Annotated in this window: 19 protein-coding genes and 2 tRNA genes; 6 read left to right on the top strand and 15 right to left on the bottom strand. The window is 54.7% G+C overall.

Going from position 1 to position 24260, the window contains the following annotated elements; all coding sequences use genetic code 11:
* Position 1: 1 nt before the first annotated feature.
* From VSQ30_RS18135 to rplL, 3 genes are all read left to right on the top strand, one after another.
* Positions 2-361: a hypothetical protein gene (locus VSQ30_RS18135; RefSeq protein WP_334466221.1), complete on the top strand. Its 360-nt coding sequence runs from the start codon at positions 2-4 to the stop codon at positions 359-361.
* Positions 362-671: 310 nt separating this feature from the next.
* A complete protein-coding gene (gene rplJ / locus VSQ30_RS18130) occupies positions 672-1202 on the top strand; it encodes a 50S ribosomal protein L10 (RefSeq protein ID WP_160643960.1) in 531 nt (176 codons plus the stop codon).
* 53 nt (positions 1203-1255) lie between these two features.
* Complete coding sequence (gene rplL, locus VSQ30_RS18125) at positions 1256-1633, top strand: 50S ribosomal protein L7/L12 (protein ID WP_160578582.1); 378 nt, start codon at positions 1256-1258, stop codon at positions 1631-1633.
* A gap of 74 nt (positions 1634-1707) precedes the next feature.
* Here the strand turns inward: rplL and VSQ30_RS18120 are convergent, their stop codons facing one another.
* The 12 genes from VSQ30_RS18120 to guaB form a co-directional block, all read right to left on the bottom strand.
* Positions 1708-2553, bottom strand: coding sequence for a GNAT family N-acetyltransferase (locus tag VSQ30_RS18120; protein ID WP_334466210.1), 846 nt, complete (start codon positions 2551-2553; stop codon positions 1708-1710).
* 818 nt (positions 2554-3371) lie between these two features.
* Positions 3372-5018 (bottom strand): methyl-accepting chemotaxis protein, encoded by a 1647-nt coding sequence (locus tag VSQ30_RS18115; protein ID WP_160642860.1) that lies wholly within the window; start codon positions 5016-5018, stop codon positions 3372-3374.
* A 530-nt stretch (positions 5019-5548) separates the two neighbouring features.
* A complete protein-coding gene (gyrA, locus tag VSQ30_RS18110) occupies positions 5549-8083 on the bottom strand; it encodes a DNA gyrase subunit A (protein ID WP_334466207.1) in 2535 nt (844 codons plus the stop codon).
* 211 nt (positions 8084-8294) lie between these two features.
* The gene (gyrB, locus tag VSQ30_RS18105; RefSeq protein WP_502876330.1) at positions 8295-10265 is read right to left on the bottom strand and encodes a DNA topoisomerase (ATP-hydrolyzing) subunit B; all 1971 of its coding nucleotides are present in this window, start codon (positions 10263-10265) and stop codon (positions 8295-8297) included.
* A gap of 400 nt (positions 10266-10665) precedes the next feature.
* Positions 10666-11532 carry a hypothetical protein gene (locus tag VSQ30_RS18100; RefSeq protein ID WP_334466204.1) on the bottom strand — a complete coding sequence of 289 codons (867 nt, stop codon included), beginning with the start codon at positions 11530-11532 and terminating at the stop codon, positions 10666-10668.
* A 228-nt stretch (positions 11533-11760) separates the two neighbouring features.
* Positions 11761-13152 (bottom strand): MATE family efflux transporter, encoded by a 1392-nt coding sequence (locus VSQ30_RS18095; RefSeq protein ID WP_334466202.1) that lies wholly within the window; start codon positions 13150-13152, stop codon positions 11761-11763.
* Between the two features lie 2 nt (positions 13153-13154).
* Positions 13155-14021 (bottom strand): sugar phosphate isomerase/epimerase family protein, encoded by an 867-nt coding sequence (locus VSQ30_RS18090; RefSeq protein WP_160642862.1) that lies wholly within the window; start codon positions 14019-14021, stop codon positions 13155-13157.
* A gap of 60 nt (positions 14022-14081) precedes the next feature.
* Complete coding sequence (locus VSQ30_RS18085; RefSeq protein ID WP_334466197.1) at positions 14082-14729, bottom strand: lactate utilization protein; 648 nt, start codon at positions 14727-14729, stop codon at positions 14082-14084.
* Positions 14730-14936: 207 nt separating this feature from the next.
* Entirely contained in the window at positions 14937-15446 is a 510-nt protein-coding gene (locus VSQ30_RS18080) for a hypothetical protein (RefSeq protein ID WP_334466194.1), read from the bottom strand.
* 91 nt (positions 15447-15537) lie between these two features.
* Positions 15538-15612: transfer RNA gene (locus VSQ30_RS18075), tRNA-Glu, on the bottom strand.
* Positions 15613-15615: 3 nt separating this feature from the next.
* Positions 15616-15692, bottom strand: a tRNA-Met gene (locus tag VSQ30_RS18070).
* A 216-nt stretch (positions 15693-15908) separates the two neighbouring features.
* A complete protein-coding gene (guaB, locus tag VSQ30_RS18065; protein WP_160642865.1) occupies positions 15909-17387 on the bottom strand; it encodes an IMP dehydrogenase in 1479 nt (492 codons plus the stop codon).
* Between the two features lie 303 nt (positions 17388-17690).
* Here guaB and VSQ30_RS18060 point away from each other — a divergent pair, with 303 nt between their 5' ends.
* From VSQ30_RS18060 to VSQ30_RS18050, 3 genes are all read left to right on the top strand, one after another.
* A complete protein-coding gene (locus VSQ30_RS18060) occupies positions 17691-18914 on the top strand; it encodes an MFS transporter (protein WP_334466190.1) in 1224 nt (407 codons plus the stop codon).
* An 85-nt stretch (positions 18915-18999) separates the two neighbouring features.
* Positions 19000-19896 (top strand): transglutaminase-like domain-containing protein, encoded by an 897-nt coding sequence (locus VSQ30_RS18055; RefSeq protein WP_334466187.1) that lies wholly within the window; start codon positions 19000-19002, stop codon positions 19894-19896.
* A 31-nt stretch (positions 19897-19927) separates the two neighbouring features.
* Positions 19928-20818 (top strand): AraC family transcriptional regulator, encoded by an 891-nt coding sequence (locus VSQ30_RS18050; RefSeq protein ID WP_334466184.1) that lies wholly within the window; start codon positions 19928-19930, stop codon positions 20816-20818.
* Between the two features lie 219 nt (positions 20819-21037).
* Here VSQ30_RS18050 and serS read toward each other — a convergent pair whose 3' ends face one another.
* From serS to VSQ30_RS18035, 3 genes are all read right to left on the bottom strand, one after another.
* Positions 21038-22315 carry a serine--tRNA ligase gene (serS, locus tag VSQ30_RS18045; RefSeq protein WP_334466182.1) on the bottom strand — a complete coding sequence of 426 codons (1278 nt, stop codon included), beginning with the start codon at positions 22313-22315 and terminating at the stop codon, positions 21038-21040.
* A gap of 113 nt (positions 22316-22428) precedes the next feature.
* The gene (locus VSQ30_RS18040) at positions 22429-23286 is read right to left on the bottom strand and encodes a ParB/RepB/Spo0J family partition protein (RefSeq protein WP_160642869.1); all 858 of its coding nucleotides are present in this window, start codon (positions 23284-23286) and stop codon (positions 22429-22431) included.
* A 44-nt stretch (positions 23287-23330) separates the two neighbouring features.
* Positions 23331-24095, bottom strand: a complete 765-nt coding sequence (locus tag VSQ30_RS18035; protein ID WP_334466177.1) for a ParA family protein — start codon at positions 24093-24095, stop codon at positions 23331-23333.
* Positions 24096-24260: the final 165 nt, after the last annotated feature.

Raw genomic sequence — 24260 nt, 5'->3', positions numbered from 1 at the left:
GGTGAGTGCGGACAAATCTTTCCGAACAATCCAGCGGATGGTGGACGCAGCCCCTGAAGCGAAGAGATACTGCACAGATGGGTATAGCGGCTATCTGGACGTGATCTTCCCTGGAAAGCACATCTTCAATGTCCATAACAAAAGCGACACCTTCACCGTGGAAGGTGTCACTTTTGACCTGCGGCATTATATCCCCACTCTGGTCCGGCGCAGCAGCTGCTTTCTCAGAAAGATGGAGAACCTTCAGGCCGTACTTACTGTTTTCGTTCGTGCTTATAACCGCTTTGGCGCACAGAAAAGCCGTTATCTCTCCCGCCATCCTGGGGCTGCTGTCCCTTTTTCACTCTTTGGCTTCCTTTAGCTCTGCTTTTGGATACTTCCCTTGCGGAAAAAGTGCTTGACAAAGCCAGGGAGGTGTGGTATATTGTAGAAGCTGTCCAGAACCAGAGACAGCAGGTAACAGCCATAAGCGCTGTGTAAACGGGTTGACCGGCCTGCCGAGGGAAAGACAAGCGTTGTGCTTAGGTTTTTTGCAGCGTTTGTGCGCCTTCCTGCGGTTTTGCCGGGAAAGGCGCTTTTTATGTTGTTTTGAAACACGTCCCCTTTGAAAAGGACGAAAGCTTTTGGCTTTATCCCTTTTCAAATGGAACGGCAACCGGAGGTGAAACGAATTGCCTAGTGAGAAAATTTTGGAGCAGAAGCAGCAGCAGGTGGCGGCTTTAAAGGAAGCCTTTGAAAAGGCCAACGTAGGCGTGCTGGTAAACTACAACGGCATCACCGTGGAGAAGGACACAAAGCTGCGCAAGCAGCTGCGGGAAGCCGGCTGTGTGTATAAGGTTGTGAAGAACACTCTGCTGTCCCGCGCCTTTAAGGATGCGGGAATCGAGGGCCTGGACGAGTGCCTCAACGGCACCACCGCCATTGCCTACAGCGAGAACGGCTACACCGAGGCCCCGAAGATCCTTTCCGATTACGCCAAGGATAATGAGAACTTCCAGGTGAAGGCCGGCTTTATTGACGGCGGCGCGGTAGACGCCAAGAGCATCGACGCCCTGGCGAAGCTGCCCTCTAAGGAAGTGCTGCTGGCCCAGGTTCTGGGCGGCCTGAACGGGCCTATCCAGGGCTTTGCCAATGTGCTCAATGGCACTATGCGCGGCCTGGTAATCGCGCTTAACGCCATTGCGGAGAAGCAGGGGGCATAAGTCCCCGGATTAAGTTAAGCTGAAAAGAGAATTTTAAATGGAGGTATTTACCCATGTCTGAGAAAGTAACCAACCTGATTGAAGAAGTAAAGGCCCTTACCGTCCTGGAGCTTTCCGAGCTGGTTAAGGCTCTGGAAGAGGAGTTCGGCGTATCCGCCGCTGCCCCCGCTGCTGTTGCTGTGGCCGCTCCTGCTGCTGCCGCTCCTGCTGCTGAGGAAAAGACCGAGTTTGACGTTGTGCTGAAGTCTGCCGGCGCCAACAAGATCAACGTTATCAAGGTTGTGAAGGAAGTCACCGGCCTGGGCCTGAAGGAAGCCAAGGCTCTGGTTGACGAGGCTCCCAAGACCGTGAAGGAAGGCGCTTCCAAGGATGACGCCGAGGCCCTGAAGGCCAAGCTGACTGAGGCTGGCGCTGAGGTCGAGCTGAAGTAAGCAGCGTAACGCTGGATCTAAAATGCATAGGAAAGGCCCTGGGGTTTCCCAGGGTTTTTTTGTTTTTTCCGTTCCTATTTCACAAGCTTGTATTCATAGCAGTTTTCTATGATTTCAAAGCCGATTTTCTGGTATACCCGGTTGGAGATGGGGTTTTTCTTGTCCACGAAAAGGGTGCAGTAGTCTTTGCCCTCCCTAAGCTTTTCCTGGCAGATGGCGGCGACTGTGTTCTGGCAGTAGCCCTTGCCCCGGTGCTGGGGCGGGGTGTATACCGCGCTGATACATGTCCCGTGGGGCAGGTCGCGGAACACAGCCGCCATGGAGACGGCCCCCTCCCCGGGCGCTTCAAAAAGATAATAGAGGCCGTTTTCCACCCGTCCGCCCTGTTCTTTGCGGATGTCCTCCAGGCTGTGGTCTTCCCCGTGGATGTCCAGATAGAAGCCATGGCACCACTGCGCCACAAGGCCCATATCATCCCCGGTGGTTTTCCGGACAGCCCCAGGCAGCTTTTCCGGCTGGATAACCTTTTTCAGCACCATGATGTCCATGGCAGTCCACAGGCTGAAAGTGCCGCCGTAAGCTTCCATGAAAGCCTTTGCCAGGTCTTTCCGGGCGGTAACGCCCGCGATTTCTATGTTCTCTTCCCGCAGGTACCGGGCCAGCTCCTTTACAGCCTGCATAGAAGCTGCCGTCTCTTGGGGCGCGTTCAGGCAGATATTCCAGGGCGCGGTGTTGCCGAACAGCAGGCACATTTCCCCGTTTTCCTCATACCGGCCAAAGAGCAGGCTAGGGTGGCAGGCTTCTTCCCGGTGGGCCTGGGCGTTACCAAGATTGAGATGCACCAGGGCTTCGTTTTCCAGCAGGAAGTCCCGGTTTTCCTCCAAAAATTCCCCAGGCTTCCCATAAAGCTTACAAACCATCTTTCTTTTCCTCCTTTCGCTTTTTGCCATTATAGCACCAGAGACAGGCTGTGTCAATGCGCCGCCTGCAAAGGAAGTGTCCTTTCGCGCGTTTTATGCCTCCGGCAGTTTAGGGGCTTTGCCCCTAAAAAACCCCACCACCTTTGAAAAGGTGGACGAAACTTTTGTGGTTCTCCGCTTTTCAAAATACTTGTTTTGGACACTCCCCCTGCAAAGGGAAGTGTCCAAAAGCAGAGTTAAAGGAAGTCAAAGAGAGAAAAAGGAACAGCAGTGCCAGAATGACGAAAGAGATAACGGCTTTTCTGTGCTCCAAAGCGGTTATAAGCGCGAACGAAAACAGTAAGAACGGCCTGAAGGTTCTCTAGCTTGATGGAAAGCGCCTGCTGCGCCATGCCAAAGTCGGGATATAATGGCGCAAAACAACCGTGACACCTTCCACTGTGAAGGTGTCACGGTTGTTTTGGACATTGAAGATGTGCTTTCCAGGGAAGATCACGTCCAGATGGCCGCTATGCCCATCTGTGCAGTACTTCCGAGCCTCTGGGGCTGCGTCCGCCATCCGCTGGATTGTTCGGGAAGATTTGTCGTGGCTTCCTGCTCACTATTGTCATGATATAGATATTTTCCCGCGTTTCCATGCGGGGCTTGCGTTCCAGAAACCAGTACAGCTCATCCAGTTCTACCGTCTCAGACGGGCAGAGAGTTTTGCACTTTTCTACATCATTTTTTACGCTCTCTGCTTCGGGTCTATAGTATTGTACTTTGGTGCACTCCCTGTTTTCCTTAAAAACATCCCTTAAGCCGCCAGAGGCAAAAGCCTACTTCAAATTGAAGCGTTTGGTCTGCTCGCGGAGGATATTTACCTGCTGGAACAGCTCGGCGCTGACGGCGGCAGACTCCTCGCTGGAGGCGGAGTTGTTCTGCACAACCTGGGAAATCTGGCTGATACCCTCTGTGACCTGGGCAATGGACTCGGCCTCGCCCTGCACCGCTTCGGCTATCACGCTGATGGAACTGTTGGAATCCCGTACCAGTTCCAGGGTGGTCTGCAGGGTTTCGGACACCTCTTCCACAATCTGGCTGCCTCGCTGGGCGGCCTTAATGGAATTCTCAATAAGCTCCCGGGTGGCCTTTGCGGCTTGATCCGACTGGCCTGCCAGGGTACGCACCTCGCTAGACACCACCGCAAAGCCTTTGCCCGCAGATCCGGCCCGGGCAGCTTCCACAGCGGCGTTCAGGGCCAGGATATTGGTCTGGAAGGCGATATTCTCAATGGTGGAGATAATCTTGCCGATTTCCTGGGAAGCGGTGGTGATATCCTGCATAGCCGCCACCATCTGGCGGATCTGCTCGCTGCTCACGTTTACCTGCTCGCCAGTCTTGCGGGCATTTTCCATGGCAGTGGAGGCTGCTTCCACGTTCTGGGCCGCGCCCTTGGAGAGTTCGTCCAGGGTGGCGTAAAGCTCCTGCACAGCGCTTGCCTGCTCTGTGGCGCCCTGAGCCAGGGCCTGCGCCCCGCTGGAGAGATGCTCTGCGTTCTGGGAAACCTTGCCTTCAGCGTTGTTAATATTGGACATGGCGCTGGAAAGCTTGGTGGTGAAGCTGTCGATAGAATTTTCAATGGTGCTGAAATCACCCATATAGGGCATAGCTGTGCCCACATTGAAGTTGCCGTCGGACAGTTCCCCCATAATGCGGTTAATATCCTCTACATACTCCTGTATGCGAGTCATGGATTTTTCCAAGGTGTCCGCCATAGCGCCCAGCTCGTTTTGGGATTTATATTCCAGGTTGATATCCAAACGGCCTTCCTGCAGGGGCTTGGTCTTTTCGCTGATTTTCAGGATGGGCTTTACTACATGCTTGAACACATACAGCACCAGGCTGATAAGGCAGGCCAAAGCCAGCACTACGCAGACGCAGGAAAGCACAAACAGCATCAGGATGGCATGCTTTACATCTTCCAGGGTTTCCTCGTCTATTTCAGTGGTGCGCTCCACTATCTGATCCAAATACCCCACCAGGCTGGTAAGGTTGCTCTGGATGGTTTCCTGATAATAGGCCTGGGCCTCTTCTGGGTTTTTAGCCAGCATATCCAGCACCACGCTGGCGGAGGCATGCAGTTCCTTATGCAAAGGCTCTATCTTTTTATGTAATTCCAGGATGGTGGGATCGTCCGTTCCCAGATCCCCATACAGCCACTGGCCCAACACACAGGTGGTGGGATCCATGCTGCCCGTAAACTCTGTGCCCGCATACAGGGCGTTGCTCAGGTTTGCAGACCATTTGTAATGGGCCACCTCGGCTTTCTGCACCTGGTTCATTAGATCATTTGCCTGTATGCTTCCCTGCTGGGCATCCTGTATGCCCGCCAGGTTGACTACAATGACCACGCTAAACAGCAGCACTGCCAGCAACGTGGCAGACGCCTGCAAAATAACAGTCCTCTTAATGCTCTTTCCCATGTGCTTCCTTCCTCTCTTGGATAATGCCTGCGCCTCCCTAAAGGCAAGAGACGCTTGTAGAAACCATGCCAGCTGGGTGCGGTACAAATTTCCCGCGGCTCCTATGGGTACGGCTTCTTAAAACAGCTTTCTGGCTGTCCAAAAAACTGTTTGCACATTACACAATATATGTTCGGGCAATACTGACTCATTCTTCCGCAGCATGCCGGGCCGGAAATTTACAGACGGGGCTTACCGCTGCTTGAGACAGCAGTCCATAAATTGTGCGCTGTTGTTTTTAGTATAGCATAAATCTGCCGGGTTTTTCAACACCTTTCTCCACGTTCGTGGAAAAAAGGCTTATCTTGCATATGGAAGGGAAAAATCCTGTTTCTTCCCCTATATCTGGTGATTTGAGGGAAAGCATTGCCAGACAAAACATCTTTTCTTCTTTCAATAGAACAGCGCCCGCTGAAAAGCAACGGCTTTCTCAGCGGGCGCCAGGCTCGTTTATGGCGTATTTTCAAAAAGGAAGGCTTTCCGGGAATTCCTCATTCTTCCTGCTGTCCGGCCTCTTCGGCTCCTTCCTCGGCGCTGCCGTCATCCTCGACTTCATCTGTGGCTTCGCCTTCCTCGTGAGGCGCCCGGGCCAGGGTTGCCACCCGGCTGCCCTCCTGGAGCTTCATCACCCGCACGCCCTTGCTGGGCCGGGCGCATACCCGGATGGAGGAGGCCATAATGCGGATAATGACCCCGTCCTCGGAGATGAGGATGACATCGTCCTCCAGGTCTACCACCCGGATAGAGGCCACGTCCCCGAAGCGGTCTACGTGGTAATTCAGCAGGCCCTTGCCGCCCCGCTTCTGGATGCGGTAGTTATCAGGGCTGGAGAGCCTGCCAAAGCCTGTTTCCGTCACGGTGAGCACATAGGCGCCCTCCCGCAGCACAGCCATGCCCACAATGCAGTCCCCTTCCTTAAGCTGCATCACCCGCACGCCCCGTGCCAGACGGCTTAATTCCCGCACGTCCGTTTCCGCGAAGCGCAGGGCCATGCCCTTTTTCGTGGCTACCAGAAGCTGGTCTGTGCCGCTGGTTACCCGCACCCAGCTTAAAGAATCCCCTTCGTCCAGATCGATGGCGATAAGTCCGGCTTTCCGGGCTGTGTCGTAAGCGGAAAGCTTTGTGCGCTTGACCACGCCGCACCTGGTCACCATCACCAGGTACTTGTCCTCGTCAAAGCTTTCCACCCGTATCATGGAGGTGATTTTTTCATCTCCCTGCAGGGGCAGCAGGTTTTTGATATTCATGCCCCGGCTTACGCGGGAGCCTTCGGGGATCTCATAGCATTTCAGCCTGTATACCCGGCCCAGGCTGGAGAAGAAGAGCACATAGTCATGGCTGCCGGTGACGAACAGCTCTGTGGCCACGTCCTCATCCCGGCGGTTCATGCCGGCAACACCCCGGCCCCCCCGCTTCTGGGTGCGGTAGGTATCCATTTTCTGGCGCTTCACATAGCCGTAATTGGTCATGGTGAGGACGCATTCCTCTACGGGGATGAGATCCTCGATGTCCACCTCGCCGCTGATGGCGGCAATCTCTGTGCGGCGCTCGTCCCCAAAGCGCTTTTTCATGCTCTGGGCTTCGTCCTTCACGATGGCAAGGCGGCGGGCCTCGCTTTGGAGGATCTCTAAAAAGTCTGCGATTTTCTCCTTCAAAGCCTTCAGCTCTTCCTCAATTTTCTCCCGCTCCAGGCCGGTGAGCCTGCCTAAGGGCATCTGCACAATGGCCTGTGTTTGGGGATCGTCTAAATCGAACCGCTCCATCAGGGCGGCCTTGCCCTCGGGGATGGACTTGGAATGGCGCAGGATGCTGACTACCTCGTCGATAAAGTCCAGGGCTACCATCAGGCCCTCCAGGATGTGTGCCCTGTCCTGGGCTTTTTTCAGGTCATACCGGGTGCGCCGGGTGATAACCTCCATCTGGAAGGAGATATATTCCTCCAGGATTTTCCGCAGGTTCAAAACCTCCGGCCTGCCGTTTACAATGGCAAGCATAATCACGCCAAAGGTGATCTGGAGCTGGGTGAGGGTGTACAGATGGTTTAAGACAATCTGGGGGGAAGCGTCCCGCTTCACGTCAATGACAATGTGCATGCCGTTGCGGTCGGAATGATCGTCCACATTGGAAATGCCGTCGATGCGCTTTTCCTTTACCAAGTCCGCAATGCTTTCAATGAGCCGGGCCTTGTTCACCTGATAGGGCAGCTCTGTGACAATGATTTTCGAGCGCCCGGTCTTTTCGTTTTCCTCAATTTCCGCCCTGGCCCGCACAGCGATTTTGCCCCGGCCTGTGGCATAGGCCGCCCGGATGCCGGAGCGCCCCATGACAATGCCTCCTGTGGGGAAGTCCGGCCCTTTGATGTGCTCCATCAAATCCTCCAAGGTGGCCTCGGGGTTGTCGATGAGACAGCATACCCCATCTATCACCTCGCCCATGTTGTGAGGCGGGATATTGGTGGCCATGCCCACCGCAATGCCGGTGGAACCGTTTACCAGGATATTGGGGAAATGGCTGGGCAGCACAGCCGGCTCTTTCAGGCGGTCGTCATAGTTGGGATTAAAGTCTACGGTATCTTTGTCGATATCGTCCAGCATGGCAACGGAAAGCTTGTTCATCTTGGCTTCCGTATAACGGTAGGCTGCGGGGGGGTCGCCGTCTACGGAACCGAAGTTACCATGGCCGTCCACCAGCATATACCGCATGGAGAAATCCTGGGCCAGGCGCACCATGGCATCGTATACGGAAGCGTCGCCATGGGGGTGATACCGCCCCAGCACAGCGCCTACGGTGTCGGCGCACTTGCGGTAGGGCTTTTCGGGCCACAGGGTATTTTCAAACATGGTGTAGAGGATGCGCCTGTGTACGGGCTTTAAGCCGTCCCGCACGTCGGGCAGGGCGCGCTGTACAATGACGGACATGGAATAATCCAAAAAGGACTGCTCCATCTCTTTTGTCAGGTTGACAGGTATAATCCGCCCGCTTTCCTGCTCCTGTTCCGGGGACATGGGGTTGTTTTCCTGATCCATTTATTCCTTCCTCTCCTGGTTGAGGCTCCGCCTCAAACTCCGTCAGGGAAACTTTTTGAAAAAAGCTTTCCCTGGACTCTTCAAAAACTTTATCTGTATATTCCACTCTGACTGAAATCGTGTCAACGGGAGCAGCCCGGAGAACGCGATGGCGCACGTGAGCTGCGGGAACTCTTCCCGCAGCGGGGGATACAGCCCACCAGTCCGCGTCTTAAACATCCCAATTAGCTTTTTGGGCGTTTTCGATGATGAAATCCCGGCGCGGCTCTACCTTGTCGCCCATGAGGATGGTGAAGATTTCATCTGCCTGAGCGGCGTCCTCCACCTCTACCCGGCGCATGGTGCGGTTTGCGGGATCCATAGTGGTTTCCCAAAGCTGGTCGGAGTCCATTTCGCCCAGGCCCTTGTAACGCTGGATTTCGTAATTGCCCCCCAGCTCCTCCATAATCTGATCCCGCTGGGGATCGGAGAAGGCATAATAATGCCGCTTGCCCTTGGTAATGCGGAACAGGGGGGGCTGTGCCAGGTACACATGGCCCTGCTCCACTAAGGGGCGCATAAAGCGGAAGAAGAAGGTGAGCAGCAGGGTGCGGATATGGGAGCCGTCCACGTCGGCATCGGCCATGATGATGATTTTCCCATACCGCAGCTTTGCAAGGTCAAAGTCTTCCCCAATGCCTGTGCCCAGGGCTGTGACCACAGGCATCAGCTTTTCGTTGCCATACACCTTGTCCAGGCGGGCCTTTTCCACGTTGAGCATTTTTCCCCACAGGGGCAGGATGGCCTGGAACTTCCTGTCCCGCCCGCCTTTGGCGGAGCCTCCTGCGGAGTCGCCCTCCACGATATAGATTTCTGTTTCCTCCGGGTTGCGGGACTGGCAGTCCGCAAGCTTGCCGGGAAGGGAATTGTTTTCCAGTGCTGTTTTGCGCCGGGCTAAGTCCCGGGCCTTGCGGGCCGCTTCCCTGGCCCGGGAGGCTGTGAGGGCTTTATCAAAAATGGCCCGGGCTGTGGCGGGGTTTTCCTCCATATAGGTCATCATTTTTTCATAGACCATGGAGCTGACCAGCCCGCTGATTTCCGTGTTGCCCAGCTTGCCCTTTGTCTGGCCCTCAAACTGGGCTTCCTTCAGCTTCACGCTGATAACGCAGGTGAGGCCCTCCCGCACGTCCTCGCCGGAAAGGTTCTTATCCGCCTCTTTGAGGATGTTGTACTTCCGGGCGTAATCGTTCATCACCCGGGTGAAAGCCCGCTTGAAGCCATCCTCGTGGGTGCCGCCGTCGGTGGTGCGGATATTATTGGCAAAGGAAAGGATGAACTCGTTGAAGCTGTCTGTATACTGCATGGCGATTTCCGCTGTGGAATTATTGTCCTGGGCCACAGCGCTGAAACGGATGACATCCGGATGGATGGTTTCCACAGCCTTTTTCTTATTGAGGTATTCCACAAAGGAACTGATGCCCCCCTCATAGAAATAGCTGTGCACCAGGGGATATTCCAGAGACTGCTCTTCCGGCATGCGCTCCTCCGGATTGCGCTCGTCCCGCAGTTCAATATTGATGCCGGCGTTCAGGAAAGCCTGCTCCCGCAGGCGGGTCTGGAGGGTGTCGTAGCTGTAGGTGGTGGTTTCCTTGAAAATTTCCGGGTCAGCCTGGAAGCAGATAATGGAGCCGCTTTTGCGCCCCTCCGGCGCGGGGCCTTTATTGATAAGCTCCGTAACAGCCGCGCCCCGTTCGAACCGCTGGTAATACACATTGCCCTCATGGACAACCTCTACCTCCAGCCACTGGGACAAGGCGTTTACCACAGAAGCGCCCACCCCATGAAGGCCGCCGGAAACCTTATAGCTTCCTCCGCCGAACTTGCCGCCTGCGTGAAGGATGGTGAACACCACAGTGACGGCGGGCAGGCCCGTTTTATGCTGCACGCCTACTGGGATGCCCCGGCCGTTGTCGGAAACATAGATGACGTTTCCCGGCAGGATGCGCACCACGATTTTGTCGCAAAAGCCTGCCAGGGCCTCGTCTATGGCGTTGTCTACAATTTCATACACCAGATGGTGCAGGCCCCTGGGACCGGTGGAGCCGATATACATGCCCGGCCGCTTGCGCACAGCCTCCAGGCCTTCCAGCACCTGTATCTGGTCGCCGTCATAGGCTTTATCGGTTTTCGTCATGTCCGTCATTTCATTGATATCCAAAAGAGGCCCTCCCAATCTCAAACACTTGCGCCAGTTCCTTTTCCCCCAGGGCTTGTTATAGATTCCTGTGAAAAATGCGGGGAAAGGAACAATACCGGGCACAAAAGGCTGCTGTTTCATTTCTTTTTGTGCGAACCCTGTATCGCATGGTGATTTACATATATATTAGTATAGCAGGTTTTCACCTGTTTGTAAACAAATGTTGGCAAAAAAATGCCTCTGCAGGCCGCAAATTTCCCCTATAGGGGGCTTTTCCCGGGATGGCAGAGGTAAATCACATAAAAAAGCCTGACCCCGGCAAGAAGCCAGAGCAGGCCTTCTTTTTGATGCATTGTAAATGCATCCCCCAAGCAGGCGGCAAATCCACTTCTGCAGGGGAGAAGAATCAGCCGTCCTTGCGCTTTATCTCCTGAAGGCGGCGCTGGACATAGGCCGGATCGTCATACTTGGCGAAAAAGTCATCGGCAGCCCTGGGCGGCTCCTGGACGGAGGACTGCACAGGCCGGGAAACGGGCTGTGCCTGCCGGGGCGGGCGGCTTACAGGCACGGGAGGCCGGATTGCCGCAGCCGCCTGCTGCCGGGGGGCAGGGGCCTGCCTGCGCGCCGCCTGCTGGGAAGAGCCGGGCTGGGGATAGGCCGGGGCGGCGGTGGCCTGGGGGCGGGGCGGCGCTGTCTGGGGACGCGCAGGACTCTGGGGTGCGGTACCCTCTAACTGGCGGGAAAGGGGCTGCTGGGCTTCCGGCACAGGGGCGGGCCTTTGCCTGCTTTCAGGGCGGGGACGGGGAGAAAGCTGCACAGGAGGCGGGGCGGGCTGCACCTGCTGGGGAGGATAGTCTGCCCCGTCATAATATGCCCGGCCTGTTTGGGGCAGCGCGCCCGTACTGGAGGCTGGCTCTTTGGATCTGCCCCGCTTTTTCTTCTCCAGCTCATCCCGGGAAACCTTTTTAATCACCGGCTTTGCCAGGTATACGAAGAAAACGCTGAACAGGAAGAAAAGGGCAAAGGGGATGAACACTTGCAAGGCTGTATCCAGGGTGATATCATTCAGCACGAATTTGTGGAAAAAATATACCGCGCCTCCGGCAAAAAGGGCCAGCAGGGCCACCACGTAAATCAGGGGGGACAGATAGATATTGGAGATGCCGCCGCAGCGGGGGCACTGGTATTCTCCCTGGCGCTTCAAGGACCATGTCCTGATAAGGTTCACCCGCTTCTTGCAATAAGGGCAGGTGGGTACACCGAAATACTGCATAGACCCGACTTCCTTTCTCCCGGCAGGACTTCCTCCCGCCATTTTTGCGCAAAAGCCGCCAAAATCAGCTTATACTGTCTATATTATAGCAAATGTCCCCTGTGCCGTCAAATGTTCCGTGGCCTTTGGGTTCCTTACAATTTTAAAATATGCAAGATATAGTATAGTCAGTATTCTTGCCCACAGGAATGGCGGCTATGCGGGAAAGCATTTGCAAAAAGGCAGGGGCTATGTGCCCTGGGCAGCGCTTCGTTTTTTCTCAATATTCCGCTTGACAAAGAAGAAGCAGATGAAGTCGAAGAGGGCGGCAAGGCCCCAGGTGACGGGGTAGGAGACATAGAGGTTTTGGAGGGTGGGGGCAGCGGCAAAGACTGTGAAAATCCACACCACCCGGAAGCCGCACACAAAGGAGATGGTGATAACCATGGGAATGAGGGAAGCGCCCAGGCCCCGGAGCACGCCTACCATAGTCCCCATCAGGCCGCCGATAAACTGGAACATGCAGGTGATGCGCAGGCGGATAAGGCCGTATTCGATTACAGCGGGATCGGAGGAATAGACACCCAGAAGCTGTGGGCCGAACAGGTTCGCCGTAAGCCCTAAGACAAGGCCTGTGGCGGAGGCCATCAGCAGGCACAAAACCAGCACCCGGTTTACGCGCTTAGGCTTATTCGCCCCCAGGTTCTGGCCTGTGAAAGACAGGGCTGCCTGGGAGAAGGAATCCATGCCCATGCTGACAAAGCCTTCGATATTGGCCCCGGCGGTGTTCCCTGCCATGGCAACGGCCCCGAAGGAGTTGATGGAGGACTGGATGAGCACGTTGGAGATGGAGAAGGAGGCCCCTTGTATGCCGGCGGGCAGGCCGATTTTCATCATCTTCCAGAGCTTGTCTTTATAAATGCGCATTTCTTTTGGGAAGAGCTTGTAGTCCCCGTCTACCTTTACAAGGCACCAGAACACCAGCCCGGCAGACACAGCCTGGGAAATGGAGGTGGCTGCCGCCACGCCTGCCACCCCCATGTGCAGGACGATGACAAAAAACAGGTTCAGCAACACATTGACCACCCCAGCCAGCATCAGGAAGTACAGGGGGCGCTGGGTATCCCCTACAGCCCGGAGGATGGCCGCGCCGAAGTTATAGAGCATTAAGACAGGCATACCTACGAAATAGATCCGCATGTAAAGCACAGCTTGATCCAGCACGTCTGCCGGAGTCTCCATCATTTCCAGCATGGGGCGGGCCAAGGCAATGCCTACGGCAATCAGCCCCACGCCGAACAGCAGGCTGGAAAAGACGGCTGTATGTACCGTTTCGTGGAGGCCCTTTTTGTCCCCCGCTCCGTAATACTGAGAGACAAGCACGTTTGCCCCTACGGAAATGCCCATAAACAGGGTGACAATCAGGTTGATTAAAGCGCCGGTGGATCCCACTGCCGCCAGGGCCTGGCTGCCCGCAAAGCGCCCCACCACCACAATGTCTGCGGCGTTGAACAGAAGCTGCAAAATGCCGGAGGCGGCAAGGGGCAGGGAAAAGCGGATGAGCTTTCCCAGGATGGGGCCGTTTGTCATGTCGATTTCATAGGAACGCCGGCGATGCCCAGGCATCAGGTTTAGTCGCATGGTTACAGTTCCACTCCCTTGAATTTTTGAAATGCCTTCATGGAAACAGAAATAGATTCCAACTCGTCAAGCTGGGTGGCGTCCTGCTCTAAAATAATATAGTCCAGGTTTGGGCAGGAACGGGCCGCGCTGATATAATCCTGAATGGGCAGGACGCCTGTGCCGATTTCCGTAAAGCTCAGGGGGTTTTTGGTGCGCTGGAAAACCTCCCCGTCTATCTCTTTATCCCGGCTCACCAGGCCGTCATACATGCACAGAGGCTCCCCGGCATTTTTGGGGAAATCCTTCTGGTGCAGGAGGATGAGGCGGTCGTTATACTTGCGCATGAAGGAGACAGGGTCCTGCCCGCCTCTGGCTATCCAGTAAGTATCCATCTCCGCGTAAACCAGGCCGGGATCTGTGTTCTCCATGATAATATCGTACACCAGCTTATCCCCAAAGCGCTGGAACTCCTGATAATGGTTATGGTAATAATACCGCATGCCCCGCTCCTGGCACAGCTCGCCAATGCGGTTAAAGGTTTCACAGCGGCGCTTCAGGTAGTCCATATCCCCATAGGGGAAAAACTCTATATCACAGCCGATTTGGGTGCTGCCAAGCTCCGCGTGATAATCCAGCACTTCCTGGAGGTACTCCTCCCGCAGGGGATTTACATGGCAGCCCACAATCTGCAGGCCCAGCTCGTCCAGGGAACGTTTCAGCTCCCGGGCCGTTACGCCAAAGCCCACCCCGGGATCCCGCATGGCGTTATGGTTGGCGGCCTCGATGTAGCGGTAGCCTGTTTCCGCCACCTGGCGCAGCACCTCATAGGGCTTTTGGGCGATAGCATTTTTCACGGAATAAAGCTGAATACCAACTTTTAAAGACACTTTTTGACTCCTCCTTTATATTTTTTATCTTTTTCATCCTTTATCCTCAAAAAAACCGGCCTAGTATCCCAGATCCTCCCCCACCAGCACGACATGGATCCGCTCTGTTTTCTGCCAGCCCGTCACCACATAATGGCAGCACATGCGGGTTTCGGCGGCGCAGCCCTCTGCCATATCCCCCTTGCAGCCCACGCAGGTTCCCAACTGCTGGCAGGGGGTGCCCATGTTCTGGCGCAGGGCGTTGGGAGGGGCGGCGGTGGTTTTCACCCGCATAATGGCTTCGTCCACATTGCGGACAATCTTGTTGACCCCTGCCACCACAATCACCTTTTTAGGGCCGTATATCATGGCGGCAACCCGATTGCCCCGGCCGTCCACATTGTAAAGCTGGCCCTCCTCGGTGATGGCGTTGGCGCTGGTAAGGAACACATCGGCGCTGAAGGTTTTCTGGTAAACTTCCTCTGGGTTCATGGCTTCCCGGTCTAAAAACGTATATTTGCCGCTGAGCATTAAATCCCGGATGCCTGTTTCCCGCAGGGTTACGGTGCCGCCGCAGGAGATTACGTTTCCAGGCTCCATCATGCTTTCCACCAGCTTTACCGCATCCTCCTTTGTGGGGGCGTAAAAGGCGGGGATCCTGTTTTTTGCCAAAGCCTGCATTGTGCGCTGGATTTTCATCTGCACCATGGCCTGCTTGTTTTTATCCATTCCAGTTCTTCCTTTCATTCCTGAATGGCTGCATATACAGCTATGTTCTATTTTATTCCTATTTTCCCGGGAAATCAAGGCTTTACAGGGTTTATGCCGGGAATTGCTTATATCAATTTTGTTACCTTTCCCCTTTTTGGCGCAAAAAAGCGGGCCTGCTTTTCCGCAGGCCCGCTCAGGCAGCGCTTTTGGCTGTGCATACAAATTTTAATTGGCTTTAAACCCGGCAAAATCCAGGAACAACTGCTCTACCCGCTCCTTCTGGGCTGTGTTTTCTTCCTTTTTGCTGGTGTCTGTATAAATCATCAGGTATTTTCCATTGAGCACGGCAGGCACCTCGTTGTCCAGCACTGTGATTACACCCTTTTCCTGAACGCTGTCCAAGCAGGCCTTGCCCTTTTCATCCAGGTTGTCGAGATCGAATTCATAGAACTCCACCTGCACAGTGCTGCCGTTATAGGTGAACCTGTACCGCACGCCGGCGATGGCCCCGATCTCCTTATAGGACATCTCCACCGGATCCCCGGCAAAGGCCAGTCCCTCTGCCATATACTCGCACAGGCCTTCCAGGGTGTCCGGCCTGCCGATTTTGCTCATCTGGATCTGCCCGTCCTCAGGAAGCTCCAGCTTGGGCAGGCTCTGGCCTGTCCCGCCGCAGGCTGTAAGTCCCAGCAAAACCGCCACGGAAAACAGAAGCCCGAAAATCTTTTTACACATTGCACACGTCCCCTTCCAAATTTTCCTGTATGATAACGGAAAAAGAAAACCCGGTACCCGCTTGTACAGGCCCGGTGTTTGTCTTTTTGTTTGGTGACCCGGACGAGAATCGAACTCGTGTTACCGCCGTGAAAGGGCGGTGTCTTAACCGCTTGACCACCGGGCCATATGGTAGCGGCAAATGGACTTGAACCATCGACACTTCGGGTATGAACCGAATGCTCTAGCCAGCTGAGCTATGCCGCCACATATGCGCCTTAACTTTTATAAGTCTAAGGCGCTATTTATTATAATACAAGATTCGATGCTTGTCAAGAGGTTTTTGCGTTTATTTGGCAAAATTTCTGAGGCAGGGGAGGTTTCGCAGCCTGCGGGCTGCGCCCAAAGGGCTTTGCCCTTTGGAATCCCGCAAACCCTTTTGAAAAAGCGTTTGACCGGAAAACCAATTTTAAGGGCTTGCTTTTACGGGTTAAAGGAATAGTTGGGGGCTTCCTTTGTAATCTGGATATCGTGGGGATGGCTTTCTTTCAGGCCCGCCCCGGTGATGCGCACAAACTGGGCCTTATCGTGCAGCTCCTGGATATTGGCGCAGCCTGTATAGCCCATGCCGGAGCGCAGGCCCCCCAGAAGCTGGAACACGGTATCCGCCAGCGGCCCCTTGTAGGGCACCCGGCCTTCCACGCCTTCAGGCACAAACTTCTTCTGCTCGCCCTGGAAGTACCGATCGCTGCTGCCCTTGCCCATAGCCCCCAGGCTGCCCATACCGCGGTACACCTTGAACTGCCTGCCCTGATACAGCTCATACTCGCCAGGGGCTTCTTTGCAGCCAGCCACCATGGATCCCAGCATAACCGCCGCGGCTCCCGCTGCCAGGGCCTTCACCAGATCGCCGCTGTACTTGATGCCGCCGTCCGCAATGACCGGAATGCCCTGCCTGCTGGCTTCCATCGCCGCGTCATATACGGCGGTAACCTGGGGCACGCCAATGCCTGCCACCACCCGGGTGGTACAGATGGATCCGGGGCCAATGCCTACCTTCACGCAGTCCGCGCCGGCGTCGATAAGGGCTTTGGCACCCTCTGCCGTTGCGATGTTTCCTGCCACCACCTGCAAATTGGGATACGCTTTTTTCACCTTGCTTACAGCCTGGATAACCCCGCTGTTGTGCCCATGGGCGGAATCCAGCACCACCAGATCCACCTGGGCTTCTATCAGGGCTGCCACCCTGTCCAGCACGTCGGCTGTGGCTCCAATGGCCGCGCCGCACAGCAGCCTGCCGCTTGCGTCCCTGGCGGAATTGGGATAGCGCACAGCCTTTTCAATGTCTTTAATGGTGATAAGGCCCTTCAGGCGCATGTTCTCGTCCACCAGGGGCAGCTTTTCAATGCGGTGCTCCCGGAGGATTTCCTGGGCCTGCTTTAAGGTGGTGCCCACCGGGGCGGTGACCAGCTTGCCCTTTGTCATCACATTCTTTACGGGCTGGTCAAAGTCGCTGTCCTCCATAAAGCGCATGTCCCGGTTGGTGATAATGCCCACAAGCTTGCCGTCCTCGCAGATGGGCACGCCGGAAATGCGGAAGTTCCCCATAATCTCATCGGCTTCCCGCACCAGGTTGTCGGGAGAGAGGAAGAAGGGGTTCGCGATTACGCCGTTTTCCGAGCGCTTCACCCTGTCCACCTGGTCAGCCTGCCGGTCAATGGGCATGTTCTTGTGGATGACGCCCACGCCGCCCTCCCGGGCGATGGCAATAGCCATATCCGACTCCGTCACTGTGTCCATCGCCGCCGTCAGGATGGGGGCGTTGAGCTTGATTGTGCGGGTCAGTTGTGTAGAAAAATCCACCTCGCTGGGCAATACATGGGATTCTGCCGGGATAAGCAGAACATCGTCAAAGGTCAGGCCCTCTTTTGTGAACTTTTCCTGATACTCCATGTTCAGCATTTGCACACCTCTCTCTTTCTCATGAATTTCCTGGTTTTTTTCTTCCTCTCGGGCTTGTATTTAATTTATGATTATAGCATTTGCTCTGCCGCTTTGCAAGCTGTATTTTCTTTTTCCCCTGCCAAAAAATTCTGCCCTTTTTTCCGCTTTATTGGGGCTTTTCACCCGCCTGAAAAATACTTTCCCTTTTCCCCTATTATTTTTCAAAAACCCATTGACAGAACACGCGCTTTGCTATAATCTGTGCAAAGACTGAGGTGTATTATTTTATTTTTTACAGGACTAAAAGGAGGTCTATTCCTCATGAACCGTATCTTTTCCCGTTTAGGGCCGGCCGGCCGCCATTCCCTTATCCTGCTGGGCGTTACCGGGCTTTTCTGGTTCGCCTGGGCCTTTGGCTGTTATCAGAGCGTTTACCTGCAGAGCGTGGGTTTCTCCGCGTCAAATTTAGGCGTGCTCAATGCCATCTCCTCTGCGGTCACCATTGCTTCCGTATCCTTCTGGGGCATGGTAAGCGATAAGTTTGGTTCTATCCGCAAGGTTCTTATCCTTGTCCTGGGGGTAGGCTCCACCCTGTATGCCCTGGTGCCCCTTATTCCTACAGGCCTGCCCTATTCCCCCCTGCTTTTTACCTGCTTCATTCCTGCCCTGAACTTTTTCCGCGGCTCTGTTGCCACCTTTGATGAAAACCTGCTGGTGCGAAACTGCAATGAGCTGCGCCTGAATTTCGGCGTGCTGCGGGGGCTTGGCTCTTTGCTGTTCACAGTAGGAAGCATATGGATTGCCGCTGTCCTGCCTAAGGTTGGGGTGCCTAACACCTTTTGGATAAGCGGGCTTTTGATGATACCGGCTATTATTTGCGTGATTCTTGCCCGGGAGCCAAATTCCAGGCCCCGCCGGGACAAAGCCGGGAAATCGGAAAAGGGCGGCATGAACCTGGGGGAACTCTTTAAGAACAAGGCTTATGTCTCTTTTCTTTTCTTTGCGCTTATCTTTTACATAGCTGCAAGCTGTGAAGGAAATTTCATCCCCTATTTTATGGGCGAAATTCATGTTTCCACCGAACAGTATGGCATTATCCTGGCGCTCCGGGCTTTTATGGAGATCCCCTTCCTCTTATTTATGGTGCGCCTGCGCCAGCGGTTCCCACTGCGTGTGCTGGTGCTGGGAGCGCCGGTGCTGATGGCTTTGGAATGCTTGGGCTTTGGCACCTTTGCAGGTTCCCTGCCAGGGATGCTGCTTTGCTGCACTTTCTTCGGGCTGGGCAACGGCCTGTTTATCGGCTCCTCTTTAAACTATGTGTATGAGCTGGCCCCGGATCACCTGAAAGCCAGCGCCCAGGCCTTTTTCGCCTCTGTTTCCTCTGTGGCCGGGATTTTGGGGAATCTTCTGGGCGGCGTGGTGTTTGACGCTATTGGCGCAAAGCCCTTCTATATAGCTGTGGGCTGTGCATACCTTGTAAGCTCCCTTATTTTCTTGTTGTCCTTCCGGCACAAAAAAGAAAAAAACGCGGCTGTGGCAAATTGACAAAACCGGGCACAAAAAGACAGGCGGCGGGGCCTGTCTTTTTGTTATAATAGTGCCATACTCTCATACAGGAAGGACGATGCGTATGGACAGACGAATTTTGGAACACTACCGGGAAACCGGGCCTTTTACCTATGCCGGGGCCTATGGGGAATGCTTCCGCTCCCTGCCTGATGACATACCTGCCCTTGGCAGGCTGGTGTGCGGACAGGTGATACACCGGGTGACGCTGGCGCAGGGAAACCGGAACGCCAATGCCACCCTCCTGTACGGCGATATGGAGCGCTACCCTTGGCACCGGATGCGCTGTGAGGACGACCTGTTCCCCACGGCCGCGGCAATGGCGGCGGAGCTGTTTCGGCTGGATGGGCGGGGCTTTATAGGGGGCAGGCAGGTGGAGCACAAGCTGGTGGTGACCTGCCGCTATGTCTCTGTGCTCATGAGCGCCATCCTGAAAGCCAAAGGCATCCCTGCCAGGAGCCGGGCAGGGTTCGCGCCCTATTTCCAGGAGGGCGCGAGCATGGACCACTGGATCAACCAGGTTTACAGAGAAAAAGAAGGGCGCTGGGTCACCTTTGACGCGGACGGCTTCTACGAGGAGTGCGGCATGCCCCTCTGCCAATACGACATGCCAGGGGACAGCTTTGACTGGGCCGCTGCGGCTTATCTGGCTGTACGGCGGGGGGAAGCGGATGGCAGGCGGTATCTCTATGCGGATGGGCTGGGGACCTGCGGGATCCCGGCACTGGTGCGCTATCTGGTATATGACTTCCACGCCCTGATGAACCACGAGATACCTTATACCTTTCTGCCCGCCTATCTGGACGGCAGGCTGGATAAATTGACAGAAGGGGAGCTTCGGGAACTGGATGCCCTGGCGGAGCTGCTTACCGACCCGGACGGGAATTTCCAGGCTCTTTGCAAGATTTGGGACGGGGAGAGGAAATTCCGGATTTTAAACAGCCCGCTGGTGCAAAATTGAAGCATACCGCGTTGCGGGAAGGAGCGAGCCTATGGAATGGACAGAATGCCTGCGGGGCGCTATCGCCTATATGGAAAAAAATTTGATGGAGGATATCGGGCCGGCAGACGTGGCACAGGCGGTACACATCTCCCCTTTCTATTTACAGCACGGGTTCCGCATGGTAACAGGATACACCCTGGGGGAATACTTGCGCTGCCGCAGGCTGTACCTGGCGGCGCTGGACGTGCTCTCTGGCAGCGGCACGGTTTTGGAGACGGCTTATAAATATGGCTACGACACCCCTGAAAGCTTTACAAAGGCTTTCACCCGTTTCCACGGCCTGCCGCCTACCCAGGTGCGGAAGAATTCCAGGGCAATCAAGCCTTTCCTGCCTCTTACGGTAAAAATTGAAATACAAGGAGGAAACGAAATGGATTACAAGATTGAAAAGATGGACGGATTTGAGCTGATTGGCTTTATCCGGGAGTTCCAGCACGAAACTTCTTATGGGAAAATCCCTAAGTTCTGGGACGAGGTGATGGCGCTGGCATCCAGCTCTTCTCGGCATGAAACACAGAATGAGGTAGAGAAAGCTATATTCGACCACAAAATAGGGGAATTTGGCGCCTGCTTTCAGGGTTTTGCCGAGGGAAGGTTCTTCTACATGATTGGAGGGATATATAAGGGCGGGCCTGTGCCCCTGGGGATGGCTACCATCCATGTGCCTGCCGCGGACTGGGCAAAGTTCCGCTGCGTGGGGCCGCTGCCCGGGGCTTTGCAGGCTGTGAACACCAAGGTATTTTCCGAGTGGCTTCCCGGGAACCCGGACTATGAACCCTCTATGCCCATCAACCTGGAGTGGTATTCCATGGATTGCTGCCCTGATTCTTCTCCCAACGACTACGAAAGCGGCGTTTGGCTGCCTGTCCGGGCTAAGTGATCAGCCCTGCTGGGGGTGCTTAAGGCCGCGAGACTCTGTCTCGCACTCTGCAACTTTCTTGAAAGAAAGTTGATTAAGAACTTCCATAAAAATCCCCCTCAGGGCCTAAAGGTCCCAAGGGGGATTTTTATAAAGGTTTTTAGGTCAAGCCTTTTTCTCAAAAAGGCTTGTAGGGTGTGGGACGAAGTCCCACGATCTTAGACATCCCGGCAAAGCTGGTCACTTAATCTGGGACTGGCCGCCCATATACATCTGGAGGGGCTGGGGGATTTTGACGGAGCCGTCGGCCTGGAGATTATTTTCCAGGAAAGCAATGAGCATACGGGGAGGCGTAACTACGGTGTTATTCAGGGTATGGGCAAAATAATTGCCGTCTTTTCCCTTGATGCGGATGCCCAGCCGTCGGGCCTGGGCGTCTCCCAGGTTGGAACAGCTTCCCACCTCAAAATATTTCTTCTGCCGGGGGGACCAGGCTTCAATGTCCACGCTCTTCACCTTTAGGTCTGCCAGATCACCGGAGCAGCACTCCAGGGTGCGGACAGGAATATCCATAGAGCGGAACAGCTCTACCGTATAGTTCCACATTTTTTCATACCATGCCATGCTGTCTTCGGGCTTGCACACCACGATCATTTCCTGCTTTTCAAACTGATGTACCCGGTATACACCCCGTTCCTCAATACCATGAGCGCCTACCTCCTTGCGGAAGCAGGGGGAATAGCTGGTGAGGGTTTGGGGCAGGGCATCCTCTGGCAGGATGGTGTCGATGAATTTGCCTATCATGGAGTGTTCGCTGGTGCCGATGAGGTAGAGATCCTCCCCTTCTATCTTATACATCATATTTTCCATTTCCGCAAAGCTCATGACCCCTGTTACTACGTCGCTGCGGATCATAAAGGGAGGGATGCAGTAGGTGAAGCCCTTGCTGATCATGAAATCCCGGGCATAGGACAGCACAGCGGAATGAAGCCTGGCAATATCTCCCATCAGGTAATAAAAACCGTTGCCGCTGGTTTTCCGGGCGCTGTCCAGGTCGATGCCGCTGAATTTTTCCATAATATCGGTATGGTAGGGGATTTCATAGTCCGGCACCACTGGATCGCCAAATTTTTCCAGCTCTACGTTTTCGCTGTCATCCCGGCCGATGGGAACGGAGCTGTCAATGATGTTGGGGATTACCAGCATGCGCTTGCGGATTTCCTCGCTCATCTGGGCTTCCTTTTCTTCCATTTCCTGCAGTTCCCCAGCAATGGCCTGCACCTTTTTCTTGGTTTCTTCGGCCTCCTCTTTTTTGCCCTGGCCCATCAGCTTGCCGATTTCCTTGCTGATAAGGTTGCGCTGCTGGCGAAGTTCATCGCCCCGGGCCTTGGAAGCCCGGAAGGCTGCGTCCAGTTCCAGCACCTCGTCTACTAAGGGCAGCTTGTCCTCCTGGAATTTCTTTCGCATGTTTTCCTTTACCAGCTCCGGGCTGGTGCGTACCAGTTTTATATCCAGCATTTTCTTTTCTCCTTTCCTCTTTTAAGACCTTGGGACTCCGTCCCAAACCCTGCAAGCTTTTTTGAAAAAAAGCTTGACCAAAAAACTGAGATTTGAGCTTTATTTATATTTGGTTATTCCTGGGATTCTTGCAGCTTTAAATCTGACAGGAGGTTCTTTAAATCCTCTTCCCCGTAAAATTCAATGGTCAGCATTCCTTTTTTCTTATTGCCCGCCACCTTTACCTTTCGGTTCAGGCACTGGCCTACTGCTAACTGGGCTTCTTCATAATACTGATTTTTCTTCACAGCAGGCGTTTTTTTGCTGGCAGGCTGTTCCTGCAGGCGCTTGGAAAGGTTTTCCAGCTCCCGCACAGAAGCGCCCTCCTTTGCTTTTTCCGCCCCTAGCCGCATGGCCTCCGGGGTTTTAAAGCTTAACAGCGTGCGGGCGTGGCCTGCTGTAATCTCCCCTCTTTCCAGCATCTCCTGCACATCCTCCGGAAGGTTTAAAAGCCGCAGGGAATTTGTTACGGCAGGGCGGGATTTGCCTACGGTCTGGGAGACTTCCTCCTGGGTGAAACCCTGCACATCTATCAGGGTTTGATACCCTCTGGCTTCTTCCAGGGGGCTTAAATCCTCCCGCTGCAGATTTTCAATCAGGGCAAAGAGCATTTCCTCCGCGTCTGTCATCTCCCGGATAACTGCCGGCACCTCGCTGATACCTGCCATCCGCGCTGCCCGCCAGCGGCGCTCGCCTGCCACGATGCGGTATCCCCCTGTGACCATGGGCCGCAGCAGCAGGGGCTGCAGCACCCCATGCTGGGCAATGGAATCTGCCAGCTCGGAAAGGGCTTCACTGTCAAACTCTTTTCTGGGCTGGTCCCGGTTTGGCTCTATCTCGCTGAGTTTTACGGCGACAGTGCCCTCGGCGCTCTCCGCTGTATTTTCCGCAAAGATTGTCTCAAAGCCCTTTCCCAGTCCCCTTTTTTTCATATGGCGAACCATCTCCTTTTCTCTTGGCATCCGGGCCAGCATTCTTACACCTTGCTCTTTATGATTTCCTGGGCCAACTCCCCGTAAGCTTTGGCGCCCCGGGAATTTTTATCATAGTACAGCACTGGCTGCCCAAAGCCCGGGGCCTCGGACAGACGGACAGCCCTGGGTATGACAGTTTTGAAAACCTTGCGGGGGAAGAATTTCTTCACTTCCTCCACCACCTGCTGGGTGAGGTTTAAGCGCCCGTCATACATGGTGAGCAGCACGCCTTCCAGCTCCAGGCGCTCGTTATACTGCCGCTTTACCCGGCGCACTGTGTTTATAAGCTGGGAAAGCCCTTCCAGAGCGTAAAACTCACACTGGATAGGAATGAGCACTGTGTCTGCACAGCTTAAGTCGTTGATAGTGATAAGGCCTAAAGAAGGAGGGCAGTCGATAATCACATAATCATATTCCCCCCGCACGCTGTCCAGGGCTTCCTTTAATTTGACCGCCCGGTTTTCCATGTTTGCAAGCTCCAGTTCCGCCGCAGCCAGATCCATGGTGGAGGGCAGAAGCCACAGGCCCTCGAATTCCGTCTGCACAATGGCGTCTTTAGCCTTTGCGCCGTTTATCATCACGTCATATATGCTTGCAGTGCAGTTCCGTTTATCCACGCCTACGCCGCTGGTGGAATTGCCCTGGGGGTCTGTATCTGCCAGCAGAACCTTTTTCTTCATACTTCCCAGCGCCGCCGCCAGATTTACGGCTGTGGTGGTTTTCCCCACGCCGCCCTTCTGGTTTGCCGCGCAAATAATCTTCCCCATGAAATGCCCCTTTCTTTTTGTGGCGGGAATTTTCCCGTTCTCTTATGATACCACAATTTCTGCCATTTTGAAAGCCCGAAACTGGCTTTCTCCCTTATTTTTTCAAAAATGTTTCATGTGAAACATGCTGGCGGCAGGAGAAATTTCCTGTTGTTTGCGGAGGAG

It is taken from the genome of Acutalibacter sp. JLR.KK004, assembly GCF_036941085.1.
Lineage (GTDB): Bacteria > Bacillota > Clostridia > Oscillospirales > Acutalibacteraceae > Acutalibacter.
Note: the sequence above shows the minus strand (reverse complement) of the source record. Positions and strands in the feature narration are given on the sequence as shown.